This is a genomic window from Bacillus sp. NPDC093026, from assembly GCF_044754665.1.
Lineage (GTDB): Bacteria > Bacillota > Bacilli > Bacillales > Bacillaceae > Bacillus > Bacillus maqinnsis.
The window spans coordinates 19,988-43,805 of sequence record NZ_JBIVPN010000009.1 but is presented as its reverse complement, the minus strand read 5'-3'; the positions used below and the strand labels follow the sequence as shown (position 1 = coordinate 43,805).

General features: G+C 41.2%; 20 protein-coding genes and 1 pseudogene. 4 read left to right on the top strand and 17 right to left on the bottom strand.

Going from position 1 to position 23,818, the window contains the following annotated elements; translation table 11 throughout:
• Positions 1-49 precede the first annotated feature (49 nt).
• Positions 50-535 carry a phenolic acid decarboxylase gene (locus ACIQCE_RS15055; protein ID WP_400495759.1) on the top strand — a complete coding sequence of 162 codons (486 nt, stop codon included), beginning with the start codon at positions 50-52 and terminating at the stop codon, positions 533-535.
• Here ACIQCE_RS15055 and ACIQCE_RS15050 read toward each other — a convergent pair.
• From ACIQCE_RS15050 to ACIQCE_RS14990, 13 genes and pseudogenes are all read right to left on the bottom strand, one after another.
• Positions 516-795, bottom strand: a pseudogene (locus ACIQCE_RS15050) (hypothetical protein); the annotation flags it as partial. The gene ACIQCE_RS15055 and the pseudogene ACIQCE_RS15050 overlap by 20 nt on opposite strands.
• 208 nt (positions 796-1,003) lie before the next feature.
• Positions 1,004-2,302 (bottom strand): Mg(2+)/citrate complex secondary transporter CitM, encoded by a 1,299-nt coding sequence (gene citM, locus ACIQCE_RS15045; RefSeq protein ID WP_400495757.1) that lies wholly within the window; start codon positions 2,300-2,302, stop codon positions 1,004-1,006.
• Between the two features lie 190 nt (positions 2,303-2,492).
• The gene (locus ACIQCE_RS15040) at positions 2,493-3,470 is read right to left on the bottom strand and encodes a tripartite tricarboxylate transporter substrate binding protein (protein WP_400495755.1); all 978 of its coding nucleotides are present in this window, start codon (positions 3,468-3,470) and stop codon (positions 2,493-2,495) included.
• 3 nt (positions 3,471-3,473) lie between these two features.
• On the bottom strand, positions 3,474-4,166 hold the full coding sequence (locus ACIQCE_RS15035; RefSeq protein ID WP_400495753.1) for a response regulator: 693 nt from the start codon (positions 4,164-4,166) through the stop codon (positions 3,474-3,476).
• 3 nt (positions 4,167-4,169) lie between these two features.
• Positions 4,170-5,768 (bottom strand): sensor histidine kinase, encoded by a 1,599-nt coding sequence (locus ACIQCE_RS15030; protein WP_400495751.1) that lies wholly within the window; start codon positions 5,766-5,768, stop codon positions 4,170-4,172.
• Between the two features lie 141 nt (positions 5,769-5,909).
• Entirely contained in the window at positions 5,910-7,559 is a 1,650-nt protein-coding gene (locus ACIQCE_RS15025) for an exosporium glycoprotein BclB-related protein (RefSeq protein WP_400495749.1), read from the bottom strand.
• A 114-nt stretch (positions 7,560-7,673) separates the two neighbouring features.
• Complete coding sequence (gene ribD / locus ACIQCE_RS15020; RefSeq protein ID WP_400495747.1) at positions 7,674-8,759, bottom strand: bifunctional diaminohydroxyphosphoribosylaminopyrimidine deaminase/5-amino-6-(5-phosphoribosylamino)uracil reductase RibD; 1,086 nt, start codon at positions 8,757-8,759, stop codon at positions 7,674-7,676.
• A 283-nt stretch (positions 8,760-9,042) separates the two neighbouring features.
• Positions 9,043-10,800 (bottom strand): WD40 repeat domain-containing protein, encoded by a 1,758-nt coding sequence (locus tag ACIQCE_RS15015; RefSeq protein WP_400495746.1) that lies wholly within the window; start codon positions 10,798-10,800, stop codon positions 9,043-9,045.
• 4 nt (positions 10,801-10,804) lie between these two features.
• A complete protein-coding gene (locus ACIQCE_RS15010) occupies positions 10,805-11,608 on the bottom strand; it encodes a formylglycine-generating enzyme family protein (RefSeq protein WP_400495745.1) in 804 nt (267 codons plus the stop codon).
• Positions 11,609-11,638: 30 nt separating this feature from the next.
• Positions 11,639-12,364, bottom strand: a complete 726-nt coding sequence (locus ACIQCE_RS15005; protein ID WP_400495743.1) for a GTP cyclohydrolase II — start codon at positions 12,362-12,364, stop codon at positions 11,639-11,641.
• The gene (locus ACIQCE_RS15000; protein WP_400495742.1) at positions 12,345-12,719 is read right to left on the bottom strand and encodes an NAD(P)/FAD-dependent oxidoreductase; all 375 of its coding nucleotides are present in this window, start codon (positions 12,717-12,719) and stop codon (positions 12,345-12,347) included. The genes ACIQCE_RS15005 and ACIQCE_RS15000 overlap by 20 nt, the downstream gene beginning before the upstream one ends.
• A gap of 267 nt (positions 12,720-12,986) precedes the next feature.
• On the bottom strand, positions 12,987-13,643 hold the full coding sequence (locus ACIQCE_RS14995) for a class I SAM-dependent methyltransferase (protein WP_400495740.1): 657 nt from the start codon (positions 13,641-13,643) through the stop codon (positions 12,987-12,989).
• A 1,157-nt stretch (positions 13,644-14,800) separates the two neighbouring features.
• A complete protein-coding gene (locus ACIQCE_RS14990) occupies positions 14,801-15,148 on the bottom strand; it encodes a YflT domain-containing protein (RefSeq protein WP_353856398.1) in 348 nt (115 codons plus the stop codon).
• Positions 15,149-15,360: 212 nt separating this feature from the next.
• Here ACIQCE_RS14990 and ACIQCE_RS14985 point away from each other — a divergent pair, with 212 nt between their 5' ends.
• Positions 15,361-15,747 carry a YfmB family protein gene (locus tag ACIQCE_RS14985; protein ID WP_400495738.1) on the top strand — a complete coding sequence of 129 codons (387 nt, stop codon included), beginning with the start codon at positions 15,361-15,363 and terminating at the stop codon, positions 15,745-15,747.
• A gap of 122 nt (positions 15,748-15,869) precedes the next feature.
• Positions 15,870-16,874 carry an NADP-dependent oxidoreductase gene (locus ACIQCE_RS14980; protein WP_400495735.1) on the top strand — a complete coding sequence of 335 codons (1,005 nt, stop codon included), beginning with the start codon at positions 15,870-15,872 and terminating at the stop codon, positions 16,872-16,874.
• 35 nt (positions 16,875-16,909) lie between these two features.
• Here ACIQCE_RS14980 and ACIQCE_RS14975 read toward each other — a convergent pair whose 3' ends face one another.
• Positions 16,910-18,055 carry a DEAD/DEAH box helicase gene (locus ACIQCE_RS14975; RefSeq protein ID WP_400495734.1) on the bottom strand — a complete coding sequence of 382 codons (1,146 nt, stop codon included), beginning with the start codon at positions 18,053-18,055 and terminating at the stop codon, positions 16,910-16,912.
• Between the two features lie 152 nt (positions 18,056-18,207).
• Here ACIQCE_RS14975 and ACIQCE_RS14970 point away from each other — a divergent pair, with 152 nt between their 5' ends.
• Positions 18,208-19,761 carry an ABC-F family ATP-binding cassette domain-containing protein gene (locus ACIQCE_RS14970; RefSeq protein WP_400495732.1) on the top strand — a complete coding sequence of 518 codons (1,554 nt, stop codon included), beginning with the start codon at positions 18,208-18,210 and terminating at the stop codon, positions 19,759-19,761.
• A gap of 57 nt (positions 19,762-19,818) precedes the next feature.
• On the opposite strand, the gene ACIQCE_RS14965 is transcribed toward ACIQCE_RS14970, so the two are convergent.
• From ACIQCE_RS14965 to ACIQCE_RS14955, 3 genes are all read right to left on the bottom strand, one after another.
• Positions 19,819-21,006, bottom strand: a complete 1,188-nt coding sequence (locus ACIQCE_RS14965; RefSeq protein ID WP_400495731.1) for an MFS transporter — start codon at positions 21,004-21,006, stop codon at positions 19,819-19,821.
• 57 nt (positions 21,007-21,063) lie between these two features.
• Positions 21,064-21,489, bottom strand: a complete 426-nt coding sequence (locus ACIQCE_RS14960) for a MerR family transcriptional regulator (RefSeq protein WP_353856402.1) — start codon at positions 21,487-21,489, stop codon at positions 21,064-21,066.
• Between the two features lie 340 nt (positions 21,490-21,829).
• Positions 21,830-23,716: an ABC-F family ATP-binding cassette domain-containing protein gene (locus ACIQCE_RS14955; RefSeq protein WP_400495728.1), complete on the bottom strand. Its 1,887-nt coding sequence runs from the start codon at positions 23,714-23,716 to the stop codon at positions 21,830-21,832.
• Positions 23,717-23,818 lie beyond the last annotated feature (102 nt).

Here is a 23,818-nt window from a genome sequence, read left to right as displayed (position 1 = left end):
GTTACATGTTAATAATGACATTATTATTTTGTGGAAAGAAGGAATACACATGGATCAATTCGTTGGACTTCATATGATTTATACATATGAGAATGGTTGGGAATATGAGATTTACATTAAAAATGATCACACCATTGATTATCGTATCCATAGCGGGATGGTTGGCGGCCGATGGGTTCGTGATCAAGAGGTCAATATTGTGAAGCTGACTAAAGGAGTCTACAAAGTATCTTGGACTGAACCAACTGGGACAGATGTTTCATTGAACTTTATGCCTGAGGAAAAACGTATGCACGGTGTCATCTTCTTCCCAAAATGGGTGCATGAACGACCAGATATCACCGTTTGTTATCAAAATGATTACATCGATCTGATGAAAGAATCCCGCGAAAAATATGAAACGTACCCTAAATATGTTGTTCCTGAATTCGCAGACATTACGTATATGAACCAAGCAGGCGTCAATGATGAAACGATTATTGCAGAAGCACCTTATGAAGGCATGACAGATGATATTAGAGCTGGACGAAGATAGAAAAAGCGGCACGCATTGTGTCGCTTTTTAATTTGATACCCAGAATATTTTTATTGAGTAGAAAACGGTATACTGGGAGTTCATCTCCTACTTTCGAAGGAATAAATCCTGCTGAGAATGTAACTATCTTTTGATTCAGGTTCAAGAGCAATTAGAAGCACATTTGTTTGCGGCTGCGCCGTTAAGTAGACCTTCGTTCCTTTTGGTAGCTACTGTTTCTTTTCAGCCCATGTTGCCTCAAGTTGGATTTCTGTTTGGCTTTAAGGGGTATCTGCATTTACTGAAGCCTGGGGTCACAGTCGTCATACTTTTTGCAATAAAGAATGCAGTAGCAACTAGCATCGCTATTCTCTCCCTTCGTTGATTAGAAAAAACAACAAAAGTGTCAAATCCCGGACAAATGGAGGGACTTGGCTCAGCAATTTGACTAAAAAAGAGTGCCTGCCATACAGCAGAACACTCGTTTAATTACCAGATAGAAATAGCACCAATAATGACCGCTATGACTGTCATTGCGACGACGGCAAGCACAGCCCATTTCATCCCAAATTTCTGATGCTGATCAAGTGAAACCCCCACAAGTCCAACAAGTAAATGAGTAGACGGGACAAGTGGACTTAACATATGAATCGGCTGACCAATAATAGACGCTCTCGCAATCTCGACTTTATCGACACCATATGCTGATGCTGTTTCTGATAGGATTGGCAACACTCCATAAAAGTATGCATCATTTGGCATAAAGAACGTAAAGATTCCACTTGTTAATGCGACAATGACAGGGATAAATCCGCCGAGTTGCTCTGGAATGGAAGATACAATGGAGATCGCCATTTCATCGACCATTTTCGTCCCTGTTAAAATGCCTGTAAAAACACCCGCAGCAAAAATCATAGACGCAATCGCAAGAACGTTTGTCGAATGAGCGGCGATTCGCTCTCTCTGCTGCTCTATATTCGGATAGTTCACCATAATGGCCACGCAGAAAGCAAGTACAAACAGAACAGTTAAACTGACTTTACCTGATACAAGAAAAAGCACTAATAATAATGTAAGCGAGAGATTAAACCACCATAGATTCGGCCGTTTGATGTCATCTTGCAGCGCCGCTGCCATTTCATTTGCATGAATCGGCTGCTCTAGTTCAATCACGCCAAGACGTTTTCTTTCGGCTTTTCCAAGAAAGTAAGCAACAATCACCATACTCAAAACACCTGCACCAATCACTGGAATCATAGGCCCAAATAAAAGTGATGGATCGACTCCTAGCGCACTCGACGCTCTTGGCGTTGCCCCTCCCCATGGAATCGTATTCATAATCCCCATTCCTACACCGGCAATTCCCGCTAAAATAATGGGTCGAATGCCAAGTAACGTAAATAACGGAAGCATAGCTGTTGTTGTAATCATATATGTCGTTGTTCCGTCACCATCAAGAGCGACAAGCATTGTTAGTACAGCTGTTCCAACGACAATTTTTAAAGGATCACCTTTTACAATCTTTAAAATTTTTGCAACCATTGGGTCAAAAAGACCCGCATCAATCATAATACCAAAGTATAAAATGGCAAACATAATCATGACAGCTGTCGGAGCAACTTGCTGAACGCCTTTCACAATCATGTCTGAAATTTCAGTAAAATGAAAGCCTGCAATGAGAGCAAATATAATTGGTGTCAATACCAGTGCAGTCAAAACAGACATACGTTTCGTCAAAATAAGAATCATAAATACAATCATCATAAGAAATCCTAAAATAGCTAACACTTTGTTCACCCCTTATGTTGTATACGCTTTCATTATATGTTGGCATCCTTTTTCCAATCCTTTCTGTCATCATATCTGACGAATAAATTGAAGTAAATATTATGAATTTTAATTCTTTTTCGTTCGTTAAGTGCTTTTTGTTCATTTTGTTCAAAAGTCAATTCAACCTCATCTTATAAAAAAAGCGATCTCACTTGACCGCTTGTTCTCCTTGAATGAATTGCTCATATCGTTTCAATTGTTCTTCCATAAACACCTTTGTATCTTTACTGTTCATATAATGACCTGTCCAGCCTTTTTGCTTTAATTGCTTTTTCCATTCTTTTGTTTGAGTCATTTTTTGAAGCAACTGATCCCATTCACGCACTTCTTGTTGATTCATTTTCTTTGGTCCCATCACACCCCGCCAATGGGAAAAGACGAGCGGAATCCCTTGCTCTTTCCAAGTAGGAACATCTTCAAATCCCTCTAAACGCTGACTTGTAGTCGTCGCAATAAGTTTGAGCTTCTTTTTTTCATAATCATGACGAACCTCCGTGATGGTTGTGGTTGCTGCATCAATTTCATGGTTGATCAGCGCCTGAAATAAATCATCTGCACTGTTAAATTTTAAAAACTGAATTCGATACGGATCAATTCCCGCCATTTCAGCTGCCCGTGCAAACGAGATTTGATCGTCATTCCCAAAATCAGGAGCAAAACCAATCTTCAGTGAATCTGGATTGTTTTTTAATTTTGTCAAAAGCTCCTTTCCATTTAAAAAAGGAGAATTGATAGGCACCGCTACTACTTGCCATTCTTCAGCTAGGATGGCAAGTGGTGTGAAATCATTCATTGTGACATTACTGCTGCCAAGTAAATTACGGCTTAACAGTAAACTCGAATTTAAGCTGATATAGTTGGCATCTCGATTCATCATAAATTTCCATCCTTTATCCACCGTCCCGCCTCTTTGATAAAGAATGTGCACAGGCTGCTCAATTAGTTTCTCTTGTTCAAGCACTGATTTCATCACCTGGGCAGTTTGGTCGAATCCACCGTCTGGAACACCAGAGACAACGATATAGATAGGACTGTGCTGCAGAAAAGATTCTTCTGCCTTTTTTTCATCAAAGGTCAGCAGCACACAGAGACAGAAGATAAACACTGGAAGTATAATTTTTTTCATCATCTAGGACTCCATTTGACCTTTGGCAGGATAATATCTTCTTTCAGGTCTGCCTATAATACCGTACGCAAGCTCTGCTCGACATTCTCCTGTCGTGACGAGATATTCAACATAACGTCTCGCTGTTGTTCGTGAAGCGCCCATTTTTTCTCCAAGCTCTTCAGCTGTAATTCCGTTTTCTTCTGATGCCATCAGTTTTTTCACTTTGTCCAAGGTAAGTGAATTAATCCCTGTTGGTAAGTCTCGGTCGTCCTTTTGTTCTTCATGCATGTGACCAAAAAATAAATCTATCATCGTTTGATTCACTTCATTTTTTGAGTTGATCAGATCTTTCTTCTCTTTATATTCGGTTAAGACTTGAGCAAACTTTTGAGCCGTCACTGGCTTAATTAAGTAATGAACCACGCCGTAATGCAGTGCATCTCTTAAAAGCATGGTTTCTGTCGCAGCAGTGATAATGATTACGTCTATCTCTGGATAACGTTCTCTTAAAAGCGGTAAAAGGTTTGTACCGAGCTCATCAGGCATATACACATCAAGTAAAATGAGATCGACTTTTTCTTTTTGTAGAGCATCCCACATATCCTTTGCACTCTTTGCTTTTTCTACGACTTGAAAACCTTGTAACTTTTGTATATATGATTCATGTATTGCAGCAATTCGAAAATCATCCTCTGCAATAAGTACCTTAATCACAATTTACTCCCCCTCTATGCCTTTCGGTATGTATACAGTGAATATGGCACCGCCCTCTTTTTGGTTCGTTACCTCAATCCAGCCCCCAAGTTCGTCTAGTACTTCTTTAACATTAGCTAAACCATAACCTCGTCCCTCTCCCTTTGATGAATGACCTCTTGTAAAAATGTGCTTTAGCTCCTCTTCATTCACTCCATCACCTGAATCGGAAACTTCTATAATAATATCAAATCCAATATCTGTGATGAATAAATCAACTTCTCGTCTCTCCTTATTTAAGACAGCCTCAAATGCATTATCTACGAGATTGCCAATGATGGTAATAAAATGAGACAGGCTCATGTGTGGCGGAAGCGGTTCCAACGAGCTGTTCTCATCAATGTGAAAATGTACTTTCTTCTCAGACGCCTTTCCTAACTTCCCAAGTAAAATGGCTTGTATTTTAGGTGAACGGATTTGCTTCATCAATACATCATGCTGACGATTTTGCAGGGTATATTCTTCTTTAATCAATTCGATGGCTTCATCAAATTGTTTCAGCTCAAGTAAGCCTAAAATAGCGTACAGTTTATTTGAAAACTCGTGCGTTTGTGCTCTAAGGTCTTCTGAATATTGACTCACCTCTGTTAATGTATCAAGCAGTTTCGTCAGCTCTGTTTTTTCACGAAAACTCACAATACCCCCGAATACTCTATTTTCCTGCACCACTTTTTTGACATTTAAGACAAAGGTTTTATCCTTCACCACCGTTTCTATGTTAGGTTCAATTGTCTCTGAAGTTAAATAGGATAGAAGATTTGCCTTTGGCAGAACTTGATCAATATGAAGAGGCAGTTCCGAAGAAACATGCAGCATTTTTTCAGCGGATGTGTTCATCATCGTGATAGTTCCCTTGCGATCAAACGCAATAATTCCTTCTTTAATTGCTATCAGCATGGCTTGTCTCTCGCGATATAATGAAGCAATTTCATGCGGTTCAAGCCCTAATGTATCTTTTCGAATACTTCTTGTTAAGAAAATAGCCCCAAATATTCCAGGGAGCAAGACGAGAAGTGCCATATAACTGAGTTTCATCAGTTGATGAGCAGTGGCTTGATCGATCTCTCTTTTTAAAAATTCAACGGTCACTGTCCCGATTATTTCTTCATGTTGTCCAGTTTCCTTTATCATCGGAGCACTACCTCTTATAACGGTCTCACCGTCAGAATCACCAGCAGAAATGGAAGTCCCCCCAAACAGTAAGGTACTCCTCCCTTCAGATAAACTGAGCGTTCTCCCTACATGTTTACGGTTCGTATGAAAAAGCACCTTTCCTTTTTGATTGGTGATAAAAATTGCGTGTGCTGACACTTGCTCCTTCATTTGCTCAAGTACAGCCTGCTCTTCATTTTGAGACGCTGTTGATGTTGCCACCGATGTTTTAATTGGCGGCATATATGATATGGTTCTAGCGGTTTGCACCGCAAGCTGTTCAGATTGTCCCTGCCTTTCTGATGTTTGAAGAAACCCAAAACAAATGGTCAATAAAGCAATGACAAAGAGCAAAAGCACGATAATCAGAACCAATATTTTCGTTTGTAGTGTAACTTTTTTCTTGCCCATCCTCACCGCCACAACCCCTAGCTCTAGTAGATAAATAGAATATGACCTAAGAAAATCATATCACTTTTTTCTCTCCATATTGAGAGAAAATTCATTCGAACAAAAAAGGATGACTCTTATAGAGCCATCCTTTTGTTTCTATTACGTGATGGATAAACCAGCACTTGCATAACCTTCCACAGTATTAATCAAGGATACGCCTGTTGCTGTCGCAGAGAATACAACAAGTAATCTTGTTTCTGCTGTCACTGGCACATTCAGACCAGTTGCAATACCGTTTGAAATGGCACCAAGAGTTAAAATCCCAGTTAATGGCGGTGCCAACGTGACACTCGCTACTTGAGTGAAACTGTTATTCGGTGTCGGTGAAGCAAATAAGCTAGCTGTGATCGTAATACTCGTGCCGACTAAAGCCAATGCTGCCGTTGTACTAAAGTATCCGGCAAATGAAGTAATGGTCCCATCCCTTGGTACAGAGAATGCCATATTTAATAGAGTGCCGGCTGCACCAGTTAAATCAATGATACCACCTAGAATGGTGACACCTGTTGCAGAGTTACCAAAGCCAACCAAACTAGATGTCCCAACTAGACCACCTGCAATCGTTGTTAAAACAACAGGTAAACCTGATGCAAACGGAATAATCGCACTCGCTCCGGTCGCTCCGGTATCACCTGTTGCTCCGGTTACTCCAGTCGCTCCAGTGACTCCGGTCGCTCCAGTGACTCCGGTCGCTCCGGTGGCTCCTGTTGCTCCAGTTACTCCAGTCGCTCCAGTTGCTCCAGTGACTCCGGTCGCTCCAGTGACTCCGGTCGCTCCGGTATCTCCGGTTGCCCCTGTTGCGCCGGTCGCTCCGGTTGCGCCGGCGGCTCCTGTTGCCCCTGTTGCTCCGGTGGCTCCGGTTGCGCCGGGATCTCCTGTTGCGCCGGTCGCCCCTGTTGCTCCGGTGGCTCCAGTGACTCCGGTCGCTCCGGTATCTCCGGTGGCTCCGGTTACTCCGGTGGCTCCTGTTGCTCCGGGATCTCCTGTTGCGCCGGTCGCCCCTGTTGCTCCGGTGGCTCCTGTTACTCCAGTCGCTCCAGTTGCTCCTGTGGCTCCAGTTACTCCAGTCGCTCCGGTATCTCCGGTGGCTCCGGTTACTCCGGTGGCTCCGGTTGCTCCGGTGGCTCCAGTTACTCCGGTGGCTCCGGTTGCTCCGGGATCTCCTGTTGCGCCGGTCGCCCCTGTTGCGCCGGTCGCTCCGGTTGCCCCTGTTGCCCCTGTTGCGCCGGTCGCTCCGGTTGCCCCTGTTGCCCCTGTTGCTCCTGTTACTCCAGTCGCTCCGGTATCTCCGGTTGCTCCGGCGGCTCCTGTGGCTCCGGTCGCCCCTGTTGCGCCGGTCGCTCCGGTCGCCCCTGTTGCGCCGGTCGCTCCGGTGGCTCCTGTTGCTCCGGTCGCTCCGGTGGCTCCTGTTGCTCCGGTCGCCCCTGTTGCGCCGGTCGCTCCGGTGGCTCCGGTGGCTCCGGTTGCTCCTACTCCTGGTCCTGTTGGTCCTGTTGGACCCGTTGGACCAGTCGGACCCGCTGGACCTCTCCGCCCTCTGCTTCCTGATCGACTTTGATTTACACAAACACACGGATCTTTTCCACAACAAAGGTTTTTCACTGGTTTTCCTTGTTTGCCGACTTTTCCTTTCTTACAGTTATCACATTCCCATCCATCATCCTTATACGCATCGTACCAGCTTCTTTTTTGGTAATGGTCTTTCGAATGAGTTGGATATGAATTTCCACATCGTCGACATCTTTTCATAGAATCACCCCCATCCATCGTATTCAACTCCTTGAAAAAAGGTGTATGTACATTTTTTTATTTTGATTTGAAAATATTGAAAAGACCTTGTGCACATTGCACAAGGTCAGTTATTTAATCAAATCTCATCGTCATTTTCAGATCTTTACCTACCATACTATATTCAATTTCAACTGGAGTGATCGCTTCTTTCAGCTTTTTCACACCCTCTCCTTCAAATAAAGTAGGCGCATCCTGTCCACCAATCAATATAGGTGCCATATAGATGACGGCTTCGTTGACCAGTGATGCTTCTAGAAACGATGCACTAACGCTGCCGCCTGCCTCTACAAGTACCGACATGATGGAGCGTTCTTTGAGCATCTTTAACACTTCATATAAATCTGTCCGGTGTACCCCGTTTGTCACAAAAACCTGATAACCTTTCTGCACAAGCTGATGATATTTTTTTTCATCGTACGTTCTTGACGTACAAATAATTGTTTCCGCCATATGATCAGTTAAGCATTTAGATTGAAGTGGAATTCTTAATGTTGAGTCTAAAATGACACGGATTGGTTGGGCGACTAATTTATCTTTTACAATTAGACTTGCATCATCTTGAATAATTGTCTCTACTCCCGTTATTACCGCATCTGCTTCTTGACGTAAACGCTGCACATCTTCTCTTGCTTCTTTTCCTGTAATCCATTTACTTTCTTTTTGAGCCGTTGCTATTTTTCCATCTATTGATATAGCAGATTTCAGTATGACATAAGGAATGTCAGATTGAATCAAATGAAAAAAAGGCTTATTCAATCGATCTGCTTCTTTTTTACACAATCCTTCTTCTACTTCGATGCCTGCCTGCTTAAGAAGGGAGATCCCTTTTCCTGCAACGAGTGGGTTCGGATCTTTAGTCGCAATGAATACACGTTTTACACCACTCTTGATCAGGGCTTCTGTACACGGTCCTGTTTTTCCGTGGTGAGTACAAGGTTCAAGCGTCACATACATGTCAGCCCCCTTTGCCTTCTCTCCAGCCATTTGGAGTGCATGAATTTCCGCATGTGGTCCACCTGCTTTGAGGTGGGCACCAATCCCCACAATGTCACCATTTTGAACAAGTACTGCGCCAACAAGCGGATTTGGTGATGTCTGTCCTTTCATTGCCTTTGCATTAGCGATGGCTAATTTCATATAAAATACATCGTCTTTCATCTTAAACTCCTTTCTTATCTTTAAAGGGAAAGAACTCCTTCAAGAAATGAAGGAGTTCTATTCTCATGTGCTATATTTTTTCCATTCGTTTCTTTTCAGAGCGATCATAGTAAGGTAAGGAATAGAATAGTTTATACGATGCTCGTTGTTTACAGAAACAGCATTTGCGCAATTCATATTTATTAATAAGGAGAACATGCGGGCAATTGAGTACGGTCAGGCCTTTTTTCATATGTTCCTTGCAAACACTTATCATGAGAATCCCCCGCTTTAGTACTTTTTCTTAATGAGAGATCACTTCTTTAGGAAATTGTTCAAATAGGCGTAACACTTCCGTATGCGTACCATCTTCTCTAATATGATAAATACCGCCGTCATATGAGCTTGCATACACATCATTTTTCAATTGCCTGATGGCACTAATCCCATTTTGAGCAATTCTGATTGGGCCGGAATTGTAATCTAGATCTGGATTCCATACAACGATATATCCCCAATAATCACCGCTCACAATATAGCCAGAATCGGTGACAGTGACTGATTTAATGGAATATTGGTGCTGATTGTGCTGGGCTAATATTCTTCCTGTATGCAAATCAAACAGTCTGACATTTTTGTCACGGCTTACAATAGCAATACGATCTCTTTTACTGTCAATAAACACATCATTTAATAGTTCTGTTGCGCCTATATATTCCGCTTTTAATGATAAACTCTTCTTATCTAGCAGACAGATGGTCCCTGCTACTGCCGCTGTGATAATATACTCTCCCTCTACTTTTAACGCTTTTACAGCACAATCATGTGCTTTTGCCCTACCAATTTCCTTTAAGTGTTCTGTTGAGATCACATGGACATAACCACCGTAAGTACCAATGTAGAATTGTCGATCCTCCTCGTGAAAATACACACTGTTTACAGGTCCTGTGTTGAGATCAAAAGAGACCATTTGTTGCAAGGGTTCATGCACAATATGCACTTGACTTGCATGATCCCCCCACGCATAATAGCTTCCATCCCTTGCGACGGCCACCCCATTTGTCAGTACGCCTGTTGATTTGGCAATTTCAATTCCATTTTTTCTGAATTTTCCGTCATCTGATGCAGTGATAATATCTCCAGCTTCAGTAATCGCAATATCATTAATAGACGGTGTGGCCATTTCAAGATCGTCTGATATCACTTTGCCTTCTGCAATTGACCATTCACAATATGTTTTTCCAAAGCTCGCCCCTAATATTGCCTTCTCGTCTTCAGTCCAGACTAGTGAGCGTTCCCATTGATATTTATGAGGCAACAGTGTATGGATCAATTCACCGGTTTCATAGTTCCACAGCTTAATCAGATGGTCATAACCAGCTGTTAGCAAATTATTGCCGCTTGGAGAAAAGTTCACACGCTTAACGCCCTGTAAATGTGCTTTTATGATTTTTTTCTCTTGTAAGGTTGTAGCATCATAAATGATTACTGTGCCATCGTCTCTGCCAAGAGCAAAAACTTCTTTTTGATTGCTTCCGCTAATCGTATCTAATTCATAATCAAAAGGTCCAATTTCACCAACGATTTCCCCTGTCTCATATAGCCATACTAGTACATAGCCATCATCACCTGTTGTATAGGCTTTATCACCATGGACCCAAACGGCCAACACATCTTTACTGTGTCCATGAAATTCCCTTAAAATAGCACCCGTTTCAATATCCCATACTAAGCATCTTCTATCTCTCGATACGGATACAAGCAAGGTATCCTGCTTTGCAAATGCGACCGCTTCTACATCATCCGCATGGCCATATAGTGTTCGAATCAATGTATCGGTAGCTGTATCATAAAGCTGGATGGTGTAGTCTGAAGAAGCACTAGCCAGATATTTTTCATTTTCAGAAAGTGATAAGGAGTTGATGATGTGGTCATGACTGCCAATGAAAGTCCCTTCTCCTGTTGTCCGGTCCCATTTATAAATACAGCGATCATATCCACCAGTGTATACAATTTGGTCATGTTGAGATGATAAAACAGATGTAATTGGTCCTCTATGCATAGTTTTACACTCCCACCTTAATATTTTGTTTTTCACGTGTGATTAGACGAAAACCAGTAAAACGGAAAACTGGATCAGGGTGTTTTCCATGTCTTCTTGCCACTCTGCATAAATCTCCACCTCTTGCAAAGGAGCCGCCTTTCAGAATGTAATAATCGTTGCCAAGCGTTTCTGTTAAATCGTCCACTACCTCAATACCGCCTTCATACACATGGTAAGTAGAATTTACCCATTCCTCCACATTACCTCCCATATCATAAAGTCCAAAAAGGGATCTGCCTTTTTCGTAATGGCGTACAGGCGTTGTTTTTCCAATGCCTGCCTCATGTGTATTACAATAAGACGGATGGAACTCGTCTCCCCACGGATATTGATTTCTCGTATTTCCACGGGCGGCATACTCCCACTCTTCCTCACTAGGTATCGAAATCTCATATCCAAGCTTCCCGCTCAGCCACTCACAAAATAAAAATGCTTCATCAATTTCCATGCCCCAAGCAGGATGATCTTTTCCCCCGCCTAGCTCAATGTTCGTCAAGCTCTCTGGATATGTCTGACCTGTATCATCACAATAGCTTTGATACAGTTCATTGGTTACAACAGTGTCTGATATAAAAAATTCGTTGATATACGGCTGATATGATGGGAATTCTTTGTACAGCCATTTCTGAAATTTTTTTTCACGGCCATATGTTGGGTTTAGGAGCTTGTCCTTCCAATACTCTGATGCCTTTTTCATATCTTCTTCATTACTTCCAATCGTTGCATAGCCACTGGGGATTTTAATCCAATTGATATCGAGTTTCACGCTTTTCTCCCGCCTTCTTTAATTGAACTCCTACTGATTTATTAACTTCTTCTCATCAACCATGTGTCCTGAGGCTGCCTTCGCCTTTAAATAAGCTTCATTATATTCAGATGCTTCTACCGTATGATCAAACCGTAAAACATGAAGACCGTAAGCAGCAATCGAGTCGACTTTATCCGGATTGTTTGTCAAAAGGTGCAATGGTTTCCCTTGATTTAGAAATTGTAAAACGGCGGCTGCTTCCTCGTAATGTCGATCATCATCTCCACAGCCGATGAGGCGATTGGCCTCAAACGTATCGAGTTTCATTTCCTGCAATTTATACGTTAATGCTTTTGCCATAAGACCGATGGAACGCCCTTCTTGGTTGGCCATATAAACCAGCATCCCTTTGCCATAATCTTTTATCTTTTTCAGCGATAAAGCAAGCTGTGGTCCACAATCACATTTCAGTGATCCAAATACATCCCCTGTTTGGCAAACACTATGAATTCGCACAAGTGGCGGCACCTCATTATCAAAATCGCCAAATAAGAGGCAAGAGGAAAATGTTTGTTGTGTGGTACTCATCTGTACAATTGTCTCAATCGTTGGCTTTACGTCTTGATCAACAGGTGAAAACGCGTACCATTTGAATTGCACTTCTTCATGTTGAATAGAGATCGGCAAGGTCACTGGTCCCACGAGCAAATAGTCTTTTTGATGAAATGTAAAATGATGAATCATTGATTGTAATTCAGCAATAAACTTGTTCATCTCTCTCCCCCCTCTTCATAACTGCTTCAGATTCCCCTTTGACGGACAGTAATTGAATAATGAATATGTGTACGACTCCCTCTATCTCACTAATGAGATTGAGTGCAGCTTGAGCACCATGTCCAGCCGCAATCATTGCTTGGGAGGAAATGCCTGTACAAATGCCAGCTACATAAATCCGCTTGATCGATGTGTAATGCTGATCATCAATCAGCATCTTTTCTTTTGTAAAAGGCTCTTCATTTGAAACCATTTGAATTCCAGAGGATTTGGCTCCTTTTAATCCAGTTCCTTGTCCAGTACAAAGGAGCAGAAATCGAGCTTCATACGCTGTATTCTCTTTAAGAGCTGTCACACCATTTGTCAATTCTTGAATTGAACGTACTTAAAAAGAGCACATCCGCTAGCTTCTAGCTGCTTTCTTCCTTTTGCTAGAAATTCTGGTCCTTCATGCATTCAATCCTAAATCATTGGTCACATAGGTGCGCTTCATCTGAAATCGTCCATCATCTATGATCAGTACGCAATACTTCTTTTCAATTAGAATGATAGAAGCACTTAACCCGTCTCGGACCTGCACCAAGAGCCATTACATCGAACATTGCTCTAATCCTCCTTTGTACTAGAGTTTCACAGCAATAACATGATGTTGACTTAACCCGGCCTTTGCTTTCAATGGTGTAATGGAAACAAGCTCAAGACCTGATTTACAAATTTTCTCTCCAAGCTGAGAATCTGAAAATGAAAAATGAAATCGACCATCTTCTCCTATTAATCCTGTTTTCCACTCTTCTCCCCATACAACAAGTGAAAAAACGCCTCCTTCACGAAGCAGAGCAAATACCTGCTTTAAATAACGTTCATGATCATCCGGATGTTGATGATGAAAACAGCCATGATCCAAAATTAAATCAAACAGCGTCTGTCCTTCCTGATTGAGCGACCATGACATAAAGTCTTCGTGAAAAAATTGAACTGGAACCGTTTCTTTTTTCTTCAGAACCTCCCACTCCTCATGTTGATAAAGATCAATACCAACATAGTTTGAAAGTCCATTTAAATGCTCAAGTGCCCGGCCATTCCCGCACCCAATATCTAAGACAGAAGCAAGTTCATCTTTTCCTCTTGAACGCCAAGCTTTTAATGATATTTCGGCTGCATCTGTCAATGACGGATCAGTGGACCACATGTCCGTTCTTTGTTGATAGTGTTCTTTGAATGCAACACGCATCTTTTCTAAATACAAACGGCTGTCTTCATGGTACAAAGCCTTTTTCATCACAGGGACCTCCTTCGTTTCACATGAATACACGCTCTTAAAATGAGAAAGGATAACTTTTCAATTGGTTCATAGATGACGATTCTTACGATAGATTCCCTTGATAGAACCACTCCCCATACTTTTCTTGTTTTTAAGGTTTTCAATCAAATCGACCTATGGTAAGATGGAACATGAATATTTTGGAAATTTATTTGAAATGGAGAGAAGCACCCCACATGTTTACTCTCCATTTCAAAGTCAGTCCTCACCAACTAATTGAAACATGCGATGTTTTGATTTTCTGACTCTTTTTTTCATATGGGTTCACCTCCTTTTCAGCTAAGCAAGTATTAGCGAATTTCAAACCCTCTCACCTTTTTTTAATCTCATCATTCAATTTACATTTGATATGACCTCTGCTCCCTCGAGTAAGAACAGGGAATTAAGCGGGTTTTGAAATTCACCATGCAAAAAGCAATCGAAGAAAATGTCACTTCAGAATCCATTCTCGTCGTTTGTATGGTTGACTGCTAATTGAGTATAACCAACCGCCAACAAACGGAAGAGCCCCTAGTAAAATACCATTTTCTTTTATGCTGATCAGGGCCTTTTCAAAATGCTTTTCCAACCTAAACAATTGACATTCAGCTCCATACGCTCATTCCCGCCATTTACAAAAATGTCTCCTTGTGCCCTCTGGCTCAATTAACAACTCCTTCCATAATCACTTGATTAAAACCAAATATATTGTTTTTAGATTATTTTGTCAACAAATTATTTCCTAAAAATTAAAATGATTTTCTAATTGAAAATACAGGTAGTTTTCGTGGTTTTTTGACCTTAAAATGCTTAATTCTACAAAAAAAGACACAATAAACCAATAGAACCAAGAAATTTATCTATTAAATTACACACGAATTTTATCTGTTTTTGTTATAAAAAGTAAATATACTATAATTATTTCCCGAGTGTAAATCTATTATATTTTGACTAGTTTTTCTATTTTTATTCCTATAAACTTTGATATTTCTACATTTTCAATTAGAAGATTTACTGTTTATTCCAATCGTTTGTCATTTCCATATCATAGTCAAATAGGAGGATACATGATAAATGTCTGCACACAAAAAAGCCTCTTACTACTTTTGTAAGAGGCTTTTCTCATGTCGTTTGTTTTATGCCCATGATTTCACTTTTTCGTGATCTGTCACAAATAGAAGGACTTTCCCTTCATCTAAATGTTCTTCAAAGGTTTCTGCTTCTTCTTTAGAGAAACCAATCTCATGAATTTTATTGCGAAGCTCGTCACCCTTCTTGCTGAAGATATGACCAACAGCGTGTTTCAGTCCAACTTCCTTTGAACCAATGGTATTGGCGTCTGCGTTCCCAGCAATGCGCTCTGTTCTGTCATCATCATGGGCCAGAACATAAATGTCCTCTCTTGCAACTCCGAGTTCTTTTAATTGCTCAATATCTCGTTGAAGTGCTTCATCATTAGAGTACTCTCTTACTACAGGTTTCATTTGATCTTCCTCCTTTCATGTCTTACAAATCTTTTACCCGTCACTTTTATGGTTAAACCTTCCGTCGGCACATTCATATGACTTGTGATTCCCACTATGTCTATCGACTTATTTTTGACAAAAAACCTTTAAAATCGACTAAATTTTCTGAATTATTGTGTTCAATCTAACTTATTTGTTGTACAATTCTTATACTGGAGGCTAGAAATGAGGTGGAGCTGATTTATTACTTTTCAGCTGAACAGCAGTTTAATGCTTGGGTTGTCAGTGATTTGGTGAAACAGCTTTTTAACAAGTGGAATCCTGAAGAAACAAGTACGCAGCCGCTTACACTGTTTGCTGAGCAGCACTTTCACATCTCCATTGATTATCTATTCTCTATTATTATAAACATTGGAGATATTGAATCGATTGAACAAGATCCGCAAGACTTGTTGTCATCATACTTGAATATCCTTTTCCCTTTTGTGACGCGCGATATGATGAAAGCCTCCATGCAAAATGCAAATGAATATCTCTTGAAAGAACGTGATGCTGATGTATATAAGCTGTTTGCTTCTCTTCCACCATTTCTCTCTGTCTCTCTTCAAAAAAAGTAGTCCCATTTTTTTATATGGTGACTGCTTTTTTTGTGCGCGTCTTGAAAAGGTCATATGGTTTGAATGAAAAGAAGCATCGTGTTAATGTAAATTTAGGATGCAAGTGAAAGGGAGGATTTGTCATGAGCAACCAGCAACAAATTCAATTAGCTAAACGCCCAAAAGGTTTACCAACAACAGATGTTTTTCATTTTGAAACAGTCGATATCCCAGTGCCACAGGATGGTGAAGTACTGATTAAAACGAAATATGTATCTGTAGATCCTTATATGAGAGGAAGAATGCAGGATACAAAATCATATACACCACCGTTTAAACTGAATGAAGTGATTCAAGGCGGTGTTGTAGGAGAAATTGTTGAATCTAAATCACCTCTATTTAAAAAAGGTGATTTCGTTCTTGGATTCCTTGGTTGGCAAGAATATTCAACTGCAAAAGCCGAGTCCCTTACAAAAATCGATCCATCCATCGCTCCAATATCGTATTACTTAGGCATTTTAGGCATGCCTGGACAAACAGCCTATTTTGGACTTCTTTCCATTGGTCAGCCGAAAAAAGGCGAGACTGTTGTCGTTTCTGGAGCAGCAGGTGCCGTTGGTTCAGTTGTAGGACAGATCGCTAAAATCAAAGGCGCACATGTTGTTGGGATCGCAGGATCTGATGATAAACTCGCCTATTTAAAAGAGCTTGGCTTTGATGAAACTATTAACTATAAGACAACAGATGATATGGATGAAGCCATTGCAAAAGCTTGTCCCAACGGTGTAGATGTATACTTTGACAATGTGGGTGGCAACATTTCAGATGCGGTGATGAACCATTTGAATCGTTTTGCACGCATCCCAGTCTGTGGTGCCATTTCCTCTTACAACATTAGTGCAAGCGAGGATATCGGGCCACGTGTGCAAACAAAACTCATTAAAACAAGTGCATTGATGCAAGGATTCATTGTGGCCAACTATGCAGATCGTTTTGAAGAAGCGGCAAAGGATTTAGCTCAATGGGTCAAAGAAGATAAACTGACTTATAAAGAAACCATTATCGAAGGATTTGATCGAATCCCTGATGCTTTCATTGGGCTATTCAAAGGCGAGAATGTTGGAAAACAGCTTGTGAAAATTTCATAAAGAGAAAGGACCCAGATTGTTGGCGGGTCCTTATTTTATCTTTTTTTATATGCTGCTAGCTGCAGTTGTCCTTGTTTATACACAATCTCCTCAAGTGAGAAATTCAACTTTTTCGCCATCTTTTTTAGCCTAGATTGTTCTTGGTGTGTGACGAGACTGATCACAGTCCCTTCCTTCCCTGCACGACCTGTTCTGCCTGATCGATGAATATATCCTTCTTCATTTGGGAGATCTGCATGTATAACGTACGGCAGGTCTTCGATATCAATGCCTCTAGCGGCAATATCCGTTGCGAGCAGAAGCGGGAATTCGCGCTGTTCAAATGCTTTCAGAATGACAGCACGCTCTGCCTTTTTTGCTTCACTATGAAGCACACCAAGGTCTACATGATGATACGTTAATTTTTCTGCGTAAATGCTTAAATTGGTAATATCGCGGACGAACACGAGTGCTTGCATGTCCTCAAGTCGTGATAATTTTTGCAGTAATTTCACTTTATCACGCTGATCACATAGTAGATAATAATGCTTCACCTTTTGCGCTTCCTCTTGGCTTCTGCCAATTTTCAGTACCTTTGGCTGAGAAGAGAATTCTTTGATCAGTTGAATGGTTTCTTCTTTCAGTGTTGCAGAAAAACAAAGAATTTGTCTTTCTTTTAATGTCGATTGAATAATTGATTGAATTGTTTTCATATGCTCTGGTACAAGAAGCTGGTCCGCCTCATCTAAAACAATAGTCTTGATTTCATGCATTTTCAGTTTTTTGATTTTGATTAATTCTTGAACACGCCCTGGTGTTGCAACAATGATGTTCGGGCGTTTTTTTAGTTTTTCCTGCTGCTTTTTTATATTAGCGCCGCCAATCAGTGACACGGCTTTAATGTCTGAGCCTTGTTTAAATTGTTGCACCACGTCAAAAATTTGCATGACAAGCTCTCTTGAAGGGGCCAAGATTAAGACTTGTGGATGTTTGATATTGACATCAATGTGATTTAAAAGCGGCAGAACATACGCAAGTGTCTTCCCTGTCCCAGTTGGCGACTCTGCGATTACATCACGTTTCTCCATCATCCACTCTGCTGTTTTCTCCTGTATGGCTGTTGGTTTTTCGAAGCCGGCCGCTTCAAAGTTCTCCTGAATAAATGGCTTTGCTTCTTTAAAAAATGCCCAAGTTTCTGTCATGTCGATCTCCTTTATCCTCATTCAATCTATCCTTAAGTATCTCAAAATGAGCTTTGAAACGCAATTTTTCTTTTGATGCTTTTATCAAGCCGGACAGTTCGATATAATCATGAGAGGCACTAGCCGTTTTGAATCTATTTGAGGTGTAAAAAATGATATTATCTGTTAAAGATTTAAGCCATGGCTTTGGCGACAGAGCCATTTTCCACGAAGTCTCCTTCCGTTTATTAAAGGGCGAACATGTCGGTTTAATCGGCGCCAACGGTGAAGGAAAGTCAACGTTTATGAATATTATTACAGGCAAGCTAGAACCTGATGCAGGAAAAGTTGAATGGGCAAAAAATGTTCGTGTCGGGTATCTTGATCAGCATACAGTTCTCGAAAAAGGAAGAACCATCCGCGAAGTGCTCCAAGATGCATTTCAATATTTATTTGCCATGGAAGCCAATATGAACGATATTTATGAAAAAATGGGTGAAGCCGATCCTGATGAATTAGAGAAGCTGTTAGAGGAAGTTGGCGTCATGCAAGATGCACTCACGAACAATGATTTCTATATCATTGATTCTAAAGTTGAGGAAATTGCGAGAGGACTTGGATTAACTGACCTCGGATTAGATCGTGATGTGACGGAGCTAAGCGGTGGACAGCGCACGAAGGTGCTTCTAGCCAAGCTACTATTAGAAAAACCAGAGATTCTCCTTCTCGATGAGCCGACCAACTATTTAGATGAGCAGCATATTGAATGGCTGAAGCGCTATTTACAGGAATATGAGAATGCGTTTATCCTCATTTCACATGACATTCCGTTTTTAAATAGTGTCATTAACTTAATTTATCATGTCGAAAACCAAGAGTTGACTCGCTATGTCGGTGATTATGACCAATTCAAACAAGTCTATGAAGTCAAAAAACAGCAGCTTGAAGCAGCCTATAAAAGGCAACAGCAAGAAGTAGCTGAGTTAAAGGACTTTGTCGCCCGAAACAAAGCGCGTGTCAGTACAAGAAATATGGCCATGTCTCGTCAAAAAAAGCTGGATAAGATGGACATGATTGAATTGGCCGCAGAAAAGCCAAAACCAGAATTTCACTTTCAACCTGCACGTACATCTAGTAAGCTGATTTTTGAAACGAAGGATTTAGTGATTGGTTATGATGAGCCGCTCTCCCGTCCACTGAACCTAAAAATGGAACGGGGACAAAAAATTGCTTTATACGGAGCAAACGGTATCGGAAAAACCACGTTGTTACGGAGCCTTTTAGGAGAGATCACCCCTATTTCTGGTGAAGTGGAGCGCGGTGAATTCCTGCACATTGGCTACTTCGAGCAAGAAGTGAAGGAGCAAAACAGCAATACATGTATTGAAGAGGTATGGAGCACATTCCCTTCCTACACACAATATGAAGTGAGAGCCGCACTTGCAAAATGTGGATTAACAACAAAACATATTGAAAGCCGTATGTCCGTATTAAGCGGTGGTGAGAAGGCAAAGGTACGTCTATGCAAATTGATCAACCAAGAAACAAATGTGCTTGTACTCGATGAGCCGACAAATCACTTGGATATTGATGCAAAAGAAGAGTTAAAACGCGCCTTAAAAGAATATAAAGGCAGCGTCTTATTGATCTCCCACGAACCTGAATTTTATCAAGATGTGGCAACAGATACTTGGAATTGTGAATCTTGGACCACAAAAGTACTATAACAACAAAACAAGTCTGAAGCCTTATATCTTTTGATGAGATTTAAGGCTTTTTTCCATTTAATGACCTGCTTGAATGTGAGCCAAATGCTTTCTGCCAAGAAGCAAGATGAGCATCCCTAGTAGAACAACAGTTGCACCAACATAGTAGGGTGTGCTGACTGTGTATGCCTCAGCGAGCACTCCTGCAATCCAAGGAGCAATTGCACCGCCAATAAAACGAACCGCACTGTAGGAAGAAGACGCAATAGAACGCTCAACAGGCGCCGATCCCATAACGGCGGTTGTCAGCACCGTATTGATCATACCAAGAATCCCCCCAGCAATGACGATTCCGCAGATGACCACCACGACATGTGAGGTCCACACACCCATTCCGAATAAAATGACCGCAAACAAAGCAAACAGAACAACTAGTGATCTCAATGTACCAAGTTTACGATGGATCACCGGCGCTGAAAAGACGGATGTAACGGCTAAAAATAACCCCCATCCAAAAAAGACATAGCCAAGTCCATGCTCATCAAGGTTGAGCACAAACGGTGAATAAGCAAGGAGAACAAAGAAACCAAAATTGTATAAAAAGGCGGCAGATGCCATAGTCAAAAGCCCTTTATATGTTAAAGCACCAACGGCTTCAAACAATTTCACCTTTTGTTGAGGCTTGTGGACAGGTGGAAGCATCAAGATGATCGCTAAAAGAGCTACAAGCATTAACACGGCAACCCCTAAAAATGGACCGCGCCAAGAAATTGTTCCAAGCTCTCCGCCAAGCAGCGGACCGACTGAAATCCCAAGACCTAATGCGGCTTCATATAAAATAATGGCCTTAGCACTTCCCCCAACAGAAACACCCACAATGACTGATAACGCAGTCGAAATGAATAAGGCATTCCCTATGCCCCATCCTCCTCTAAAACCAATTAATTCATTGATCGTTGAAGAGACTCCGCCTAAAGCGGAAAAGACAATAATAAAAATGAGTCCTAATAATAAGGTCCATTTGGCACCAATTCGACTAGAAATAAAACCTGTAAAAAACATCACAAAGCCGGTCACGAGTAAATAACTTGTAAATAAAAGGGAAACCTGACTTGGAGATGCGTGTAATTGAGCCGCAATCGCCGGTAAAATTGGATCAACAAGTCCAATTCCCATAAATGAAATCACACATGCAAAGGCAACAGCCCAAACGGCTTTCGGCTGCCTAAGCAGACTCGTACGCTGTTTTAATACTTCTTCCTTCATCACATCAGAACCTTTCTTTCAATTGAATAACAAAATAAAATAAACACGCAAAGGTGTTTATTTTTGTAATTGCTCAATGGCATGAGCTGCTCTTTCTTTCATGGATTCGATATCCTTTTTAAAGGATTGAAATGTTTCAAGTTTCTCTGTGATCAGACGATGCTGTTCATTTAATTGTGCTTGAATATCTAACAGCTTCTCTAGTCGTTCCTTCGGGTCAAGTGACAGCAAATAGCCTTCCTTGTTAAGCTCTAACTGTTTTCCGATTTCCATAAACGCCTGAAGCTCCTGTAAGGAAAAGCCCAATACCTGCTTTGCTTGAATCACTTTCTCCAATTCCTCCATGTCGTCTTCGGAGTAAAGCCTGACACCGCCATCTGTTCGCTTCGGTGCTGATAATAAACCAATTTCTTCATAGAATCGAATAGTACGTTTCGTCAGACCGCTTCTTTTAGCTACTTGATCAATTTTCATCCATTCCATGCCAGTGCCTCCTGCTCATCAATTCATCATTTATTATACACTTTCATAACCTTAACGTAAACGTTAAATTTGAAATCTTGATGTTCCACCCTGCTCCCTGCAAAATAAATAAGAATGATTCTGATTTAAAGAAAGCACTATTTATTCTACAAGTTACAGCGTGTAGACAAACCCTCGCATTCGTTGTCAGATTGCGAGCGCTCGTGCTCACGAATGTTTCATTCGCTCCACATAAATTGCTCAGGTCTTCCTAGACTTCAAAGGCTGAAATGAAAAAATGACAAAGGACTAAAAGAAAAACCATTTTAGCCCTTTGTCAACAATCTGAGCTCTGTAGTCTTCATTTACTTTCTAATTCTTCAATCATGAGCGACAGTTCTGTCCAGCGATCCATGGCTTGCTCTAATTCTTCGGCTACGACTTTTTGCTCATCCATCAGCTCCTGAATTTTCCCGAAATCACTGCCTGCCTCGGCGATACTTGCTTCAAGTTGCTGATGTTTGTCCTCTAATGCCTGAATCCGGTCTTCAATGCCATCCCATTCAAGCTGATCTTTATATGAGAGTTTTTTTCTTTTTTTCGGCGCGGCTTCCACTTGTTTTTCAGCAGGCTTTGCTTCCGTTTGTTTCTGCTCTTTTTCCTGGTTCATATACTCGCTGTAAGCCCCTTGGAAATGCGTGATACGGCCATTTCCTTCAAATACAAGCAAGCGATTCACAACTCGATCTAAGAAATAGCGGTCATGCGACACCGTAATGACAACGCCAGGGAACTGCTCTAAATAATCCTCGAGAATACTCAATGTCTCTGTATCAAGATCGTTCGTCGGCTCATCTAAAAAGAGAACATTCGGCTCTTCCATCAAGACCTTCAATAAATATAACCTGCGACGTTCCCCGCCTGAAAGCTTTCGAATGAAGGTCCGCTGTATAGAGCGCGGGAATAAAAACCGCTCTAGCATTTGCTCTGCTGTCACAATCGCACCATCTGATGTCTTCACAATTTCAGCTGTTTCTTTGATATAATCAATCATTTTCAGCTCTTCATTCATCTCTTGATAATCCTGTGTATAATAGCCGATACGAACTGTTTTTCCGATGATCAAGTTCCCTAACGTCGGTTCTATTTTGCCAGCTAGACAATTGAGTAAGGTTGTCTTGCCTACTCCATTCGGTCCAATGATGCCAATCCGGTCACCTGGGACGACTAAATCCGTAAACCGGTCAACAAGCGTCTGACCAGCAAATGAAATGGTGATCTCCTCTGCTTCAATGACTTGTTTTCCAAGGCGATGTGAGCCAATAGCAAAATCAAGCTCTCCCTTTGCATCAGGTCCTTTTTGGTTCTTCAATTCTTCCACTCTACCGATGCGTGCTTTTTGCTTCGTCGTTCTTGCTTTTGCTCCTCTTCTCAGCCAAGCAAGCTCTCGTCTTAGCAGATTTTGGCGTTTCGTTTCTTTTACCTGAGCCTCTGCTTCACGTTCCGCTCTTTTTTCTAGGAAGACTTCATAATTCCCTTTATACGTATAAAGCTGACCTTGATTTAATTCATAAATCCGATTGGCCACTCTGTTTAAAAAATAACGATCATGTGTCACAAGGATGACGGCACCTGTATACTGACTTAAGTATCCTTCTAACCATTCAATTGTTGCATTATCTAGATGGTTGGTCGGCTCATCTAAAATTAACAATCCGGCCGGCTGTATTAAACTTTTGGCAATTGCTACCCTCTTTTTCTGCCCGCCTGATAGAGTATGAACAGATCGGTTGACATCCTTGACACCAAGCTTTGTCAAAATCGTCTTAGCCGAAAGGTTCGCATCCCATGCATCTTCCTGGTCCATTCGATGTTGCATTCGCATCAGTGCCTCTTGTTTTGCTTCATTTTGCGGATCTTGCTCTAAATCGACGAGTGCCTGTTCGTAGGCCTTTATCGTTTGAATCATCGGTGCAGTCCCAGAAAAAATATAATCTAAAATGGTTTGATCACCGCTCATTTCTGGGTCTTGCTCTAGAAACTCGATATCTAATGTACCTGCTTTGGTGATATCGCCTTCTTCAAAGGATTCAAGCCCTGCTATTACCTTGAGCAGTGTAGATTTTCCTGTTCCATTTGGTCCAATTAATCCGATACGTTCCTTTGGTTCTATATGAAAAGATATATGGTCAAACAGCGTTTTTTCGCCATAGGTTTTGTATAACCCTTCAATATTCATTAAACTCATTTTTCATCAACCCTAACATATATTCTTCCTTTATTTTAAATCAGCGTGTAACAGAAAACTAGTTTTAAAAAACCCGCTCTGAAAAGAATGTTTCCTTTTGAT